The organism is Pseudoalteromonas xiamenensis (assembly GCF_017638925.1).
Taxonomy (GTDB): Bacteria; Pseudomonadota; Gammaproteobacteria; order Enterobacterales; family Alteromonadaceae; genus Pseudoalteromonas; species Pseudoalteromonas xiamenensis.
In genome coordinates, this window is the sequence record NZ_CP072133.1 from 553730 (window position 1) to 568292 (window position 14563).

At 42.6% G+C, this 14563-nt stretch carries 13 protein-coding genes; 3 read left to right on the plus strand and 10 right to left on the minus strand.

Annotated features, from left to right (window positions below; all coding sequences use genetic code 11):
• Window positions 1-185 precede the first annotated feature (185 nt).
• The 3 genes from gap to edd are packed head-to-tail and all read right to left on the minus strand — an operon-like array spanning window position 186 to window position 3696.
• Window positions 186-1190, minus strand: a complete 1005-nt coding sequence (gene gap / locus J5O05_RS02740) for a type I glyceraldehyde-3-phosphate dehydrogenase (protein ID WP_208843494.1) — start codon at window positions 1188-1190, stop codon at window positions 186-188.
• 16 nt (window positions 1191-1206) lie between these two features.
• Window positions 1207-1827: a bifunctional 4-hydroxy-2-oxoglutarate aldolase/2-dehydro-3-deoxy-phosphogluconate aldolase gene (eda, locus tag J5O05_RS02745; RefSeq protein ID WP_208844456.1), complete on the minus strand. Its 621-nt coding sequence runs from the start codon at window positions 1825-1827 to the stop codon at window positions 1207-1209.
• Window positions 1828-1848: 21 nt separating this feature from the next.
• The gene (gene edd / locus J5O05_RS02750) at window positions 1849-3696 is read right to left on the minus strand and encodes a phosphogluconate dehydratase (protein ID WP_208843495.1); all 1848 of its coding nucleotides are present in this window, start codon (window positions 3694-3696) and stop codon (window positions 1849-1851) included.
• 474 nt (window positions 3697-4170) lie between these two features.
• On the opposite strand from edd, the gene J5O05_RS02755 reads away from it, so the two are divergent.
• Window positions 4171-6042: a winged helix-turn-helix domain-containing protein gene (locus tag J5O05_RS02755; RefSeq protein WP_208843496.1), complete on the plus strand. Its 1872-nt coding sequence runs from the start codon at window positions 4171-4173 to the stop codon at window positions 6040-6042.
• Here the strand turns inward: J5O05_RS02755 and J5O05_RS02760 are convergent.
• The 4 genes from J5O05_RS02760 to ffh all read right to left on the minus strand — a co-directional run bounded on the left by J5O05_RS02760 (window position 6014) and on the right by ffh (window position 8733).
• Window positions 6014-6256, minus strand: a complete 243-nt coding sequence (locus tag J5O05_RS02760; protein ID WP_208843497.1) for a hypothetical protein — start codon at window positions 6254-6256, stop codon at window positions 6014-6016. The two genes, J5O05_RS02755 and J5O05_RS02760, sit on opposite strands and share 29 nt — an antisense overlap.
• Window positions 6256-6708, minus strand: a complete 453-nt coding sequence (locus tag J5O05_RS02765; protein ID WP_244369753.1) for an alpha/beta hydrolase — start codon at window positions 6706-6708, stop codon at window positions 6256-6258. The genes J5O05_RS02760 and J5O05_RS02765 overlap by 1 nt, the downstream gene beginning before the upstream one ends.
• 29 nt (window positions 6709-6737) lie before the next feature.
• Window positions 6738-7103 carry a hypothetical protein gene (locus J5O05_RS02770; protein ID WP_208843499.1) on the minus strand — a complete coding sequence of 122 codons (366 nt, stop codon included), beginning with the start codon at window positions 7101-7103 and terminating at the stop codon, window positions 6738-6740.
• Window positions 7104-7353: 250 nt separating this feature from the next.
• On the minus strand, window positions 7354-8733 hold the full coding sequence (gene ffh / locus J5O05_RS02775) for a signal recognition particle protein (RefSeq protein WP_208843500.1): 1380 nt from the start codon (window positions 8731-8733) through the stop codon (window positions 7354-7356).
• A gap of 164 nt (window positions 8734-8897) precedes the next feature.
• Between ffh and J5O05_RS02780 the strand changes: the two genes are divergently transcribed.
• Both J5O05_RS02780 and J5O05_RS02785 read left to right on the plus strand, forming a co-directional pair.
• Window positions 8898-9704, plus strand: a complete 807-nt coding sequence (locus J5O05_RS02780) for a cytochrome C assembly family protein (protein WP_208843501.1) — start codon at window positions 8898-8900, stop codon at window positions 9702-9704.
• A gap of 72 nt (window positions 9705-9776) precedes the next feature.
• A complete protein-coding gene (locus tag J5O05_RS02785; RefSeq protein ID WP_208843502.1) occupies window positions 9777-11063 on the plus strand; it encodes an HlyC/CorC family transporter in 1287 nt (428 codons plus the stop codon).
• Window positions 11064-11278: 215 nt separating this feature from the next.
• Here the strand turns inward: J5O05_RS02785 and J5O05_RS02790 are convergent, their stop codons facing one another.
• From J5O05_RS02790 to J5O05_RS02800, 3 genes are all read right to left on the minus strand, one after another.
• Window positions 11279-11881 carry a transglycosylase SLT domain-containing protein gene (locus tag J5O05_RS02790; RefSeq protein ID WP_208843503.1) on the minus strand — a complete coding sequence of 201 codons (603 nt, stop codon included), beginning with the start codon at window positions 11879-11881 and terminating at the stop codon, window positions 11279-11281.
• Window positions 11882-12002: 121 nt separating this feature from the next.
• Complete coding sequence (gene gshA, locus J5O05_RS02795; RefSeq protein WP_208843504.1) at window positions 12003-13580, minus strand: glutamate--cysteine ligase; 1578 nt, start codon at window positions 13578-13580, stop codon at window positions 12003-12005.
• Window positions 13581-13747: 167 nt separating this feature from the next.
• Window positions 13748-14479 carry an MDR/zinc-dependent alcohol dehydrogenase-like family protein gene (locus J5O05_RS02800; RefSeq protein ID WP_208843505.1) on the minus strand — a complete coding sequence of 244 codons (732 nt, stop codon included), beginning with the start codon at window positions 14477-14479 and terminating at the stop codon, window positions 13748-13750.
• Between the last annotated feature and the right edge of the window lie 84 nt (window positions 14480-14563).

Consider the following 14563-nt stretch of genomic DNA (forward strand, 5'->3'; position numbering starts at 1 on the left):
TATGGAATTTTGTTTTTTTGATCTAAGACAAGCTCACTAAACTATTAATAAAAAGTTGAAAAATGACAAAAGGATTTAAATGGAACACATACTTTTAGTATATTGAATCCAAGACTTAAGTAATCGTGGAAAATGGCATAAAAAAGCCGACATAACGTCGGCTTTGTATTGGATAAACATTGATATTACAAGAATTTTCCAAGTGTTTTTACTTGATCCAACATACGATTAGAGAAACCCCACTCGTTGTCGTACCAAGCCATTACTTTAACTAGTTTGCCATCAACACGTGTTTGTGTTGCATCAAAAATAGACGATGCTGGATTGTGATTAAAGTCAATTGATACCAAAGGTAGTTCATTCACTTCAAGTACGCCTGCCATAGCACCCTGCGCTGCCGCTTTAACCGCTGCATTGACTTCTTCTTTAGTCGTTTCACGTGACGCAACAAAGGTCAGATCCACAAGTGACACATTGATAGTTGGCACACGAACAGCCATACCATCAAGTTTTCCAGCAAGCTCAGGCAACACAAGACCAACAGCTGCTGCTGCACCTGTTTTTGTTGGGATCATAGATTGCGTTGCGCTGCGCGCACGGTAAAGATCTGGGTGGTATACGTCAGTCAGTACCTGGTCATTAGTGTAAGCGTGAATAGTGGTCATACTACCTTGTTCAATTCCGATAGTATCGTTCAATGCTTTCGCTACAGGCGCTAAACAGTTAGTCGTGCAAGAGGCATTTGAAATGATGTTACTCGATGCAGTCAGTACATCGCTATTTACACCATGAACAACCGTGGCATCCATTTCTTTACCTGGTGCTGATACGATTACTTTTTTCGCACCTGCTTCAATGTGTTTAGAGGCACTTGCGCGGTCAGTAAACAACCCCGTACATTCAAGAACAACATCTACACCTAAACGTGCCCAAGGAAGATTTGATGGATCACGTTCTTGAACCAGCTCGATTTCATCATTGCCAATGACAAGTGTATTGCCTGAAAGCGACACTTCTTGCGAAAACTTGCCGTGCACTGAATCATATTGCGTCAAGTGTGCGTTTACATTTGCTGGAGCCAAGTCGTTGATTGCAACAACTTTGATTTCATTTTGTTGGTTTGACTCATAGAGAGCACGTAAAACATTACGACCGATACGGCCATAGCCATTAATTGCGATTTTAATCATTTTCGAGTCCCCTTGATTATTTAATTTGACTTGCTTGTTTTGCAAGCGCTTCAATGGCCTGCCAATCTTTGTTTGCAATAAGTTGCTTATCGACCATCCAAGTACCACCAACACACACAACGTTGCTCAGTGATAGGTACTTAGGTGCAGATTCGAGCGTGATGCCGCCGGTCGGGCAAAACTTTACGTGAGGAAGTGGTCCACCAATTGACTTTAACATTGGTGCCCCTCCTGCCGCTTCTGCAGGGAAAAACTTTAAAAACTTAAAACCATGAGACGCCAAACGCATAACTTCACTTGGCGTAGCGGCTCCCGGTAAAAATGGAATGTCTGTTGATTTTGCAAGTGCAATCAGTTCGTCTGTTACACCTGGACTCACCATAAAATCGGCGCCAGCTTCAACCGATGCGTCGAAAGTAGCCTTATCAACAACGGTGCCCGTACCAACAAACGCTTCTGGTACAGCTTGTTTCATCAACTTCACAGCTTCAGCAGCCACTGGTGTACGCAATGTAATTTCCAATGCACGTAAACCACCCGCATATAAAGCTTTAGCAAGCGGAGCCGCGTCGTCTAAATTGTCGATCACAACTACAGGTACAACTGGTGCCGATGATAAAATAGCTTCGATGTTCATCACGTCCCTCATTCCCAATTGTTATTCAATACCAAATGAGCTTGCGCCTAAATCAGCACTGCTCACGATGTTTCTGAATCCAGCAAATAACTCACGGCCTGTGCCATACGTCATGCCGGTTTGACTTATTTCTAATTCTCGTTTTGCCAACTCTTCATCTGAAACATGAAGTTTTAATACACCTTTTGGTGCATCCAAGGTAATTAAGTCACCATCTCGCACTTTCGCGATAATGCCCCCCTCGACCGCTTCAGGTGCCAAATGGATTGCCGCAGGTACTTTACCTGACGCACCAGACATACGTCCGTCAGTGACAATAGCCACTTTAAAACCTTGGTCCTGAAGGGTCGCCATTACTGGCGTTAACTTGTGAAGCTCAGGCATCCCTTTCGCTTTAGGGCCTTGCTCTTTTATTACAGCAATAAAATCTTGATTCAGTTCACCAGCAGCAAAAGCTTGTTGCAACGCGCTTTGTGAACTAAACACTTTGGCCGGCGCACTGACGACCTGATGCTGTTCTGCCACAGCGGATACTTTAATAACGGCTTTACCTAAGTTACCCGTTAGTAATTGCAGACCACCTTGTTTATTAAATGGATCGCTAACCGGACGAAGTACTTCCGCATCTAAGGAAGTTGCCGGACAATCTACCCACTCAACTTTGCAAGGTAATGTACTGTCCGTCATGATAGTTAAGTCTTGTTTGATACGTGGCTCTTTTGTGTAAGCGTCTAGACCATCACCTACAATAGTTTTTACGTCATTGTGTAGGAAACCTGCATCACGCAGTTCGCGCATCAAAAAGCCCATGCCGCCGGCTGCTTGAAAATGGTTTACATCCGCTGAGCCATTCGGATAAATACGTGTTAGCAACGGCACAACTTCAGACAAGTCCGCCATGTCCTTCCAATTAATTTCTACACCCGCGGCTTTAGCCATTGCCACTAAGTGAATGGCGTGGTTTGTTGAACCGCCTGTTGCCAACAATCCAACGAGGCCGTTGATCACCGTTTTCTCACTGACAATATCACCTAACGTATTTGCTGATTTAGACTCAATCAGTTGCTGTAACATTGTCTCAACCGCGTTGGCAGTTAAACCATCACGCAATTCGGTGTAAGGATTGATGAATGAGCTACCTGGCAAATGAAGACCCATAATTTCCATCAACATTTGATTTGAGTTAGCTGTGCCGTAAAAAGTACAAGTACCAGCACTGTGGTAAGATGCACTTTCAGCCTCAAGTAATTCTTCGCGAGACACTAAACCTTGCGCAAACTTTTGACGAACGCGCGCTTTTTCTTTATTTGGAATACCAGATTGCATCGGGCCTGCTGGCAGGAAAAACACTGGCAGATGACCGAAGCTTAATGAACCAATTAGCAATCCAGGGACAATCTTGTCACAAACACCAAGACACAAAACGCCATCAAACACGTCGTGAGATAGCGCAACGGCAGTAGACATTGCAATGACATCTCGTGAAAACAAAGACAGTTCCATACCATCGCGGCCTTGTGTCACGCCATCACACATTGCAGGTACACCACCTGCAACTTGCGCGGTTGCATCGTATTTCTCGGCAACTGCTTTAATTAAATCTGGGTAGTCTTTATATGGCACATGGGCAGACAGCATATCGTTGTAGGAATTAATGATGGCAATATTAGGTTGCTCATCTGCTTTCAGTCTTGCTTTATCGCTGCTGCTACATGCAGCCATAACGTGTGCTAGGTTGCCACATCCAATGCCAGCGCGAACTCGTGTTTGTTTCTTAGCATAAGCCATACGTTCTAGGTAGGCTTGGCGACTCGCCTTGCTGCGTTCAATGACACGTTCTGTGACTTCTTTAATCCGTGGATGCAACATAATATGACTCTCTTCTTGAGATGAAAGGAAAAAGGCTCAGTAGGATCGATTCGCTCAACCATACTGAGCAGCTTTGATTTACCCGTTCAAAGGTACGCTGTCAGGTTGTCTCTCACCCCAACCTGACACCGGTGTCACTTTATTAACGCATGAACTTGACACCGGTGTCAACCTTTCTCATAAAATTTAGACTACTTTTCACATTTGACCAAATAATGACCGTTAAATTTCATTTTTCTGTCTATGGATTTAAATGATACACATCTCCTAGTGAACGGAAGTTACCTCTATTTACATCGAAACAGAACTCATGCATCCTTCCCATCGGTATTTGCAGTTTTCTAACTAACGGAGATAACTTGCGTTTTCATATAAACGAGCGTTTGGTCGACGTAAAAACAGGTGAGATTTTTTATGGTGATTCGCGGACACTCTTAGAACCTAAAGTCCGAAATGTATTGGCTGCTCTCGTCAATGCACAGGAACTCGGTTTTAAGTTACCAAGAACTGATTGAACTCGTTTGGGCAGATACCGCGGTTGAGCCTAATGCTCTACAACGCTGTGTTACGCATTTAAGGAAAGCACTCGGCGATGACGGTAAGACGATTATCGAGACCTTTCCAAAATTAGGCTATCGACTGAATCCAACACGTTTATCCTCGGCGCCAAGGCAACATAAACGAGTCGCCATTATGATTGGCACACTGCTTGTACTTATTGTTGCTTTTTTGATCGGCACAACATTCGAAAAGCACGTCCCCTCACTTTCGATTGAATCAATCGAACCACTGACCTTTAAGAGTCAATATCAACACGGAGCGAGTTTTCACCAAAATTCGCTAATTTATATTGAACAAGACAATGATAAACATCTCCTAGTTTTGAAAAATATCGATACCCAGAAAATACAGATTTTGTATTCATCTCAGCAGTTGTATGGTGGGACCTCTTTGAATCCAGAAGGTACTTTAATACTCTTTTCAGAGGTTCAATTCGTTAACAAAATCAAATGTGCTCAAGTCAGACTGTATTCCCTTCTCAACAACAAATCTCACGTTGTCATTCCGTGCACGAACAACTTTAACCATGGTGCGAAATGGCTTAATAACGACCAATTTATTTATTTCAAAACCAGTAAGTCCGAACAAAATTCCGTCTATGCATATGATTTTTCGGCGCAAGAACCAGTTCAAATTGACCTGACACAGCAAGCCAATCTCGACCAAATCGCTAACCTAAATGTGTCGAGTGGGCAAATCCTGCTGGGCGGAACCGATCACCAAGGTCAAACGGGAGTTTGGTTAGGCCGTCTTGAAAACAATTCCTTTCTCACAACGAGCTTTTATCCGTCGACCTATACTCAATCAGGCGCGTCCAATGCAGTAATAAACCGCAAAGGCGTGGTATTTCAAACCCATGAGCACAAACTTTTCCGCTACATTCACAGTGAAAGTAATATACAAAACGTCGTGATTCCCAGAACGGAAAAGTTTGACCTTATCGCTGCTTTAGATAACAACACTCTCTTAGCTCAAGCCAGTATCAATCCGTGGCAAATCAACGAACGGCAATGGGATTCAGATAAATTCTTCGACAAACCACTCTTCTCAACGCAGTATTCTCAGACAATGGGGCAATACAGCCCTAATGACGATAGTATTGCCTTTATTTCGACGCGCTCAGGACAAAATCAAATTTGGCTCAGCAAAAATGGCGAACTCAGGCAACTCACTCATAAACAACCCGTGTCCAGTTTTATATGGAAAGTAGATGGTAAAGGTCTTTGGTTTATCTCGAATAGCAGTCTCTATGAATTTGATTTGAGTACGTACAAAATAAGGTATCTTACCAGCCCTGCGGTAGATACCTTGATGCAGCATAGTGCGAAGGGCTGGCTGTTAATGAGACATGCAGAAACCTATGAACCACTCCTATTAACGCTTGACTCTCTCACTACAAAACCCTTAATAAACGCTAAAGTTGGGTGGGCGCAGCTGACCGAACGTAATCAACTCATTTTCAATCCAAAGGGGATCGGGAAACTAATGGTTTCATCACTTGATGAACCAAATAGCCCAGCCGCTAAACTATTCCCAGATATCACTATACAATCTCGATATTACTTACGTAGCGAGCAACTCTATACTCAAGACAAAGCCTCTCGTATTTGGACAATAAATACCTCGAATTTCAGTCGCGAAAATATAGCAACGTTTGACGAAAATGCGCTTTTTGCAACGGACGTGAGAACGGCACCATTTAGAATGCTGTCAGATAACTACGCCCCCAAGCGTTCGGACATAGTAAAGTTGGTTGTCAAAGACGTTCAAGATGGTGTTGAATAAACTCCACCGCTTCGGTGTTGTTTTGCGCGTGCGCGAGTTTTAAGGCGCTGGAAAACACCTCTTTCGCGAGGTCAACTAGACCGTTTTCTAGTAAAGCTTGCCCATGCCTAACTTGAATCAAAACGTTCTTTTCATCCCGTGCCTTCATATACTCATAAACTTGGTTTGCCTTGGTTGTTTGCATATGTTTGAAATAATAACCAGCCAATCCCATTAAGTTATCCGTATCCGAAATTTGAAAACCAAACCGTTTATATAGCATTTTATGGTATTCGAGCACGCTGCTGAAGTTCCTTCTCGAGCAAATGGTTCAAAGTTGGTGATTTCGCGCACTTCAAAAAGCGTTTTAACGCCTTGTTCAAAACCAATGAGGCTCGTTGACAAATAATTTTGTTGACTCAAATCGGCAAAATGAGCATTTGAAAAATGAGTAAGTGATGCCTTTAATTGTTCATAACTCGTTGCGTCGTCGTTAAACCCACTTTTGCTTGCGTATAAGTAACGCTCTCCCAAATTTGCTTTTAACTTCGCGATTAACTCCGCCAACCAAGCATCGTTTTTTAGTCCAAATGCGGGACTCGATACTATCGTTGCCTGAAAGATCGTTGGAAATTCTGCGAAGTACTCAAGTGCAGCGACACCTGATGTTGAGAACCCTTCTATCATGGTAAAAGGCGCTATACGGAACTGGGTTCTTAAGTGGGGCAATATTTCTTCGATAACAACTTTTTTGCAATCGCATCAGACGTGTTTAATTGTGGTAGCTGAACCAGTATCACCTCTGGCATCGGACCAAAACTGACATGACTTAGCCAGTCTACTTGTGCTATGACTGAATTTATCTGACTTTCACCTGCAAGAGTTAACAGTAACGGATAGTGATACGTCGACTTATCTAAGTAACTGTTGGGAAGCACCACTTTTAATCTCAGTGACGATGTCATTTGTTTCGACTGAATTTGATGATAGGTCACTTTAGGTCCAATGGAGAGTTCAAGTGCTTCAGCGCGAACGAAGCAGTTCAATAGTAGAGCGAGTAACGTGAGGGTGCGAATAGACATAAGTATCCTTTTAGTGTTTTTGTTGAGTTGCGTTATTGCACCGCATTCCCAACTTAAACTCCTTTAGACACCATTTTGATCTGCTGATGAATACCTGATTTGCTTAAAGTAATTTTACTTAAACACCTTTTTTATTGAGATAGAGTGAAAACGAACGGTTCGCCATCAAAGAAAACCGCAATACAAGCCGCTGCGGTGTTAAAAACAAAAAAACCAGCTAAGGCTGGTTTTTTATAGAATGAAATGGAAATTAAAATTTAGGACCGCCGCCACCAAACATGCCTGGAGGCATCATGCCTTTCATGTTGCGCATCATTTTCATCATGCCGCCTTTTCCTTTCATCTTCTTCATCATTTTTTGCATTTGCATAAATTGCTTCAGCAACTTATTGATTTCTTGAACTTGAGTACCAGAGCCTGCAGCAATACGTTTTTTGCGTGAGCCTTTGATTAAATCTGGCTTTTTGCGCTCAAGCGGCGTCATCGAGTTAATAATTGCTTCCATTTGATTGAACGCTTTATCACCAACTTGGCCTTTCACTGCATCTGGCAGATTGTTCATGCCAGGCAATTTCTCAAGCAACGACATCATACCACCCATGTTCTTCATCTGGCGTAGCTGCTCAGCAAAGTCTTCAAGCGTAAAGTCATCGCCTTTCATGACTTTTTCTGCCACTTTAGCCGCTTTATCCTTGTCTACCTTCATTTGAACTTCTTCGATAAGCGATAACACATCGCCCATGCCTAGAATTCGAGAAGCTACACGGTCTGGATGGAAAGGTTCAAGTGCATCAGTACGTTCACCGACACCGATAAATTTGATTGGTTTGCCTGTGATATGACGAATAGACAACGCAGCACCACCACGTGCATCACCATCAGTCTTAGTTAGAATTACACCGGTAAGTGGTAAAGCATCATCAAACGCTTTTGCTGTATTTGCCGCGTCTTGACCTGTCATGGAGTCAACCACAAACAACGTTTCAATAGGCTTAATAGCAGCGTGTAAATCTTTGATCTCGTCCATCATGTCTGCGTCGACGTGTAAACGACCAGCAGTATCTACTATCACTACATCAAAGAATTTTCGCTTTGCATGATCAATCGCGCCTTTCGCAATATCAACTGGCTTTTGCGAAATATCACTAGGGAAAAACTCCACACCGACATCCGATGCAAGCGTTTCAAGCTGTTTGATTGCCGCTGGACGGTATACGTCAGCTGATACCACTAAAACTGATTTTTTGTGTCTTTCTTTTAAAAATTTCGCAAGTTTACCAACGCTTGTAGTTTTACCCGCGCCTTGTAGACCGGCCATCATTAACACAGCAGGTGGCTGTGTGCTCAAGTTTAGTTCTTCGTTTGATTCACCCATTGCCTTTTCAAGCTCGTCACGAACGATTTTGATAAAGACCTGACCAGGACTCAAACTTTTTGTTACTTCAACGCCGACGGCACGTTCTTTTACTTGTTTTACGAATTCACGAACAACGGGTAATGCAACATCCGCTTCCAACAGCGCCATACGTACTTCACGCAGCGTGTCTTTGATGTTGTCCTCAGTCAAACGGCCCCTGCCGCTGATGTTTTTGAGAGTCTTACCTAATCGTTCTTGAAGATTTTCAAACATGCAAAAGTTCCAAATATTCGTTAATGGCCGCGATTATACTGATATGGTGGCGGATAATACAGTATCAATGTTTGGATAAGTTTCTTTTTATTAGCCCTAGGCTTTTTTGTGTGCTTAAAATACAATAGCCTGAAAAGGAAACTTCAAAAAAGCGATTCAGCCACATGCTTGTTATAAGCCTCTCTATCCTTGCCAGTATTTTTTACGCTTTCGCGACGGGTCACGTCCTATCGCGCCTTTTTGATAAACAAGGTCCAAGTCAAAAAAAGACATTACTACTAAGCACCGCAGCGATCTTAGTTCACATGTTGGTTCTGGTGAATTCAGTTTTTACAACGAATGGACAAGATTTAAGTACCGTTAATGTCGCAATGCTGACCTGTTGGTTAATTGTCGTCTCCGTGACAGCCGTCTCATTAAAGTTTCCAGCAACATTATTACTTCCCGTCGTTTATGGTTTCGCCGCTATTTTACTGATTGCAAGCTTGTTTATCCCGCATCACATTATCATGCACGGCATCAATATCGACGTTGGATTGGTCACTCATATTTCATTGAGCTTATTGGCTTATTGCGTGCTAATTATTGCTACTCTTTATGCTGTACAATTTTACTTTATTGATAAGCGCCTCAAAAATCGAGATATTGCAATTGTGCAAAGCCATCTCCCACCATTAATGCAAGTTGAAAGACAACTTTATCAATTACTTACGATAGGAACGGTGTTGTTAACTCTCGCTCTAGCGGCTGGATTTGTCTTCTTGGACGGTATGTTTGCACGAGAGTTTATCCATAAAACAGTACTTTCGTTGGTTGCTTGGGCGATTTTCTCAACCGTAACTATTGGACACCATTTCCTTGGCTGGCGCGGTAAAGCGGTGGTCATTACCATCATGATAGCGTCAGGAATTGTCACACTTGCCTACTTTGGCAGCAGATTCATTCAAGAAGTGATTTTATTGAAGTTTTAGGGCCTGTTTGACTTGACACTGATGTCTCGTTAACGCTTAATAACCGTTCTTTAGTAAAAAAGGGATCCTCTTTTGGACGACATATCGACGAGCGCCTTATTTATAATCCTTGGCGTTTTGATCTTGATTTCAGGTTACTTTTCCGGCTCAGAAACCGGCATCATGTCAATTAACCGTTATCGACTAAAACATTTGGTGAAAGAAAACAACAAAGCAGCAAAGCGCGTTGATCAACTTCTAAACCGTCCTGACAGACTCATCGGTCTGATCCTTATAGGCAACAACCTTGTTAATATCGGAGCGTCGGCCGTTGCTACCGTCATTGGTATGCGCTTAATGGGCGATGCGGGTATCGTTGTTGCAACTTTCGCACTTACCCTTGTTATTCTAATTTTCTCGGAAGTAACCCCTAAAACGTTGGCTGCACTCTACCCTGAAAAGGTGGCGTTCCCAAGTTCCGTGGTGCTTGCGATTTTACTGAAAATATTATTCCCTTTTGTCGTGGCGGTAAGCTGGATTACAAACGGAATGTTACGTTTGTTTGGTATCACCCCTGAACAAATTGAAGAACACAGTCTAAGCAAAGAAGAATTAAAAACGGTGGTTTCGGAATCTAGCGCGTTGTTCCCTACTCACCATCAAGACATGCTGACTTCTATCCTTGACCTTGAACAAATGAAAGTTGAAGACGTCATGGTGCCGCGAAATGAGATCATCGCTATCGACATTAACGATGACTGGAAAGACATTTCGAAACAACTAATGCATGCTCAACACACTCGTATTCTTTTATATCGTGATCAAATTGATGATGCGGTTGGTTTTATCCACGCACGTGATGCATTTAGACTGCTAATGTCGTCGAAAGAACAATTTGATAAATCATCGTTGCTTCGTGCAGTACGTGAAATTTATTATATTCCTGAAGGTACGCCGCTTACCACGCAATTGTTAAAGTTCCAACAAAGCAAAGAACGTATTGGTATCGTTGTAGATGAATATGGTGATATTCAAGGTCTTGTTACGCTAGAGGACATACTAGAAGAAGTGGTTGGAGATTTCACCACAACGCAGTCTAAAGCGCCAAGCGAAGAAATCATCGTTCAAGAAGATGGCACTGTGTTGGTTGATGGCGGTGTAAACGTTCGAGATCTAAATAAAGAAATGAATTGGGAATTTCCTCTCGATGGTCCAAAAACATTAAGTGGTCTAATCGTAGAGTATTTGGAAGACATTCCTGATTCCGCACTGAGTTTGAAAATCTCGGGCTACCCTATCGAGGTGCTGGAGATTAAAGAAAACATGATAAAACTAGTGCGTATTCATCCCTTGAATCGAGTGAATGCCACAGGTAATTAACTGTTTTGAGTAATAAAAAAGCCGCTTTACGCGGCTTTTTTATTGAGTAAATTTAATCAGTGATTATTTTATCTTAACGTGTACACCCTTAAGTAGAACAGTGACACCGATTTGCGAGTACAAAGCTTGCGAAAATCGAGCTAGATATAGCGGTTGACTTGGCTACAGTGACAACAATGAATAAGAACACGGGCTACTGCGCCGTGCTCAAAACATTAAAATATTTCCCACCAACTTTTACCTAAGTCGCTTTCACAACGCTTTAATTGGGCACTATAACGGCTAGCGCGATGCTTTACACGGTTCGCAACCCCCATTAGCCACTGTTTCTTTTTATAAGTGCCTCGGCGATATCCTCCCCACCCTTCATGGTAATTAAGATATTGCGCGTACGCGTCCCATTTCGACACACCATTGATTTTATGTGTTTTGTTTACAAACCAGGCCATGAAATCAATGGCATCATCAAAATCGTCACGGTCTGCACCTGAATTACCCGATTCTCGAATATAGTCCGACCACGTTGGTGTTTTAGCTTGTGAATAGCCATATGCAGAACTCGCTCGACCAATTGGGATCACCCAAAGAATGTACTCCATTGGCGGTTGGGCGTCGTGCTTGAAGGAACTTTCTTGATACATCATGCTCATTAGAACATGCTTTGGTGAACCCCATTTTTCTTGCGCGTCTTTTGCGTCTTCGTACCAATCGGGCTTTTCTTCGAAAATCTTACAAATATCATCAGGTTGCTTAGGAGGGGCAGTAGCACACGCTGTCATTAGCGCGACTAAAGGAAGGAGAAAAAAATTTTTTTTCATTTTTTTACTTTCCTCAATGAACTTTCTTTAGTAGGCGAAGTCTGAATATATGAATGCAGCAGTTTAGCATTGTTTCATCCCTGAAAGTTATATTTGTGCAGCCAATTGGCTGCACTTTTTTTTATGCCTTTTCAAAGTAATCCTGTAAAAATGCCTTGAAGGATTTCTCATCATTCTCTTCAATTTCTTTGGCTTTTGTAAATGATGTGTCCGCAAGTTCATTTAACATTTTTTCAGAATAGACAGAATACAAACCCGCTAACTGCTGCTGTTTATATTGTTTGGCAAAATCAATAGCTATAGCACCACCATCCATTTGTTTGTCTTTGAGCATTTGAACAAAACGACCTGAATACGTTAGTGAACTGTCATCAACCCAATCTTTCATCGTTGCTATTGTTTTTGAATAAACTGACGATTGATAGGCTGAATCGAGCGCTTTGGCGACCACTTCTAAATCAGCGAAAATGCGCGTTGCCCACTCGCTAAGTGACACAGGATTTCCGGCATCATCTAGCAGAATTGATTGATCACGACCTTCGTTGACGACACATTGAAGATTGCGCTGGGTGGCTTGCTGTTCTTCCCATTCAAGTTCAGGAGAGTCTTTCAGCAAACAATAAGTCAAAAATACATCGAGGAAGTGAATTTGCTCAATGCTGATCCCCTCTTGAACGAAAGGGTTCACATCAAGTGCGCGCACTTCAATGTATTCGATACCATCTCTCATTAAGGCTTGAGTTGGCGTTTCTCCCGCTTTTGTGTTGCGCTTGGGGCGGATAGGTGAGTAGAACTCGTTTTCGATTTGAAGAATATTGCCATTTAACTGCATTGGTTCTTCACTTCGATAATCCGGTATGGATGAATACAATTCAGATTTTGTTCGAATAGCAGACTGTAACCCTTTTACATAGTCGCACAATGAGTTGTATGTCACTTTCAAACTTGACTGAGCACTATTTGTATAACCTAAATTACCAAGTCGTAGTGCCGTACCATGCTCAAGATAAAGCGTACCTTTTCCTACTTTATTAAAGGGTAAATTCGTTTCACGACCTTGTAAAAACGATTTGCAAATTGAAGGCGATGCACCAAACAAATAGCTAATTAGCCAAAGTTCGCGTTTGAAGTTACGGATAAGCCCTAAATATCGGTCTGAAATGAATGCTTGCAGAGGACCTTCATAACCTTCGATTTTCGCAAGAGACGTCCACAAGGTATCGGAAAACGACATGTTAAAATGAACACCCGCTATCGCTTGCATCATACTGCCATAACGACTTTTTAAACCTTGTCGATACAACGTTTTCATTTTCCCGATATTTGACTCACCAAATTGTGCAAGTCCAATATCTTCTTGTGATGTGATGTAGCAAGGCATACTCATTGGCCAAAGCATTTCATCGCCCATTTGTGCAAGCGTAAACTTTTGCAAATCTCTGAGTTGGCCAAGCGTCTCTTCGGCGTTCACGCTAACTGGCGTAATAAACTCCAAGAGTGCTTCGGAATAATCTGTCGTTATATGAGGATTGGTCAGCGCATGGCCCGATCCTTTTGGATGACCTGTTTGGGCTATGCGACCATCTGGATTAATCCTTAATGCCTCGCGTTCGATACCTCTTTTGATACCTGATAAGGCACCTACAAATTCGGGTTGCGATAGTGCGTTTAACGCATCGCTAAGTGTCAAAGTTGTCAAATATAAGTCCTCGAGTCCTCATGGCTATCTGCACTTTATTGGGGCGACATTCTGCTTTTACAAGTGGTTAGCTACGATTAATAATTTACCACTGTAGTCGCCCGATTCCATCATTTGATGGCCCAAATTTACGTCTTGTAACAAAAAGCGTTCAGCAATGTGAAGTGTTAACCCCCTTTTGCGTACCAATCGTATAAACAGGCCAATTGCGACGCATTTTTCTGCACAACAACACCTTCTGCTTCAATATTTCGCGATTGAGCATGAGAACAGATCATATCCTTCGTGATTGTCGGTACAGTCACGATAATACTGCCCTCTTGCAATGTATCTAAACATTGTTTCGCTACTTCACCTCCGACGAGGTCCAACAATGATCCCTGTCGTTGTTCAGCAAAAAACGTATCGAAGGAGATAACATCAAATCCCAAACGTGCCGAAAGTTCTGACAACATTAGATTGTCAGGACGTCTTGTTACAGCGATTAGGTTATATCCAAGTAGTTGGGCAATTTGGATTGCAAGGTGCCCTACGCCCCCCGTTGGCGCACTAACGTATAACGGCAAGTGAGTCGGCAATCGCTGTAATGCTTGCATTGCGGTTAGTCCGGCTAAACTAAGACCGCCTAGCGCAACATCCTGTTTCACCTCGGGCAAAATAAATACGTCTTCAAGTGGCACGTCCAAAACATCGGCATAAGTTCCAGGCGAGTTAGGAAATCCAGTCATGCCAAAGGCACATTTTCCAATTAAAGACTTCGCCTCTTCGCTGGCATCGACAATTTCGCCATACACATCATAGCCAAGACTAAGAAACTCATTTGGACGCTTGCTTGCAGCAACAAACCCGAGACCTGCCCGAGTTTTGACATCAATGGGATTAATAGAAGCGCTGATCATCCGTAATCGAATGAATCCATTTTGAATTGGAGGCAACAAGATCGGCTGACATCTAATCATTTCGGCTGAGCCAAAGTCGAAAAT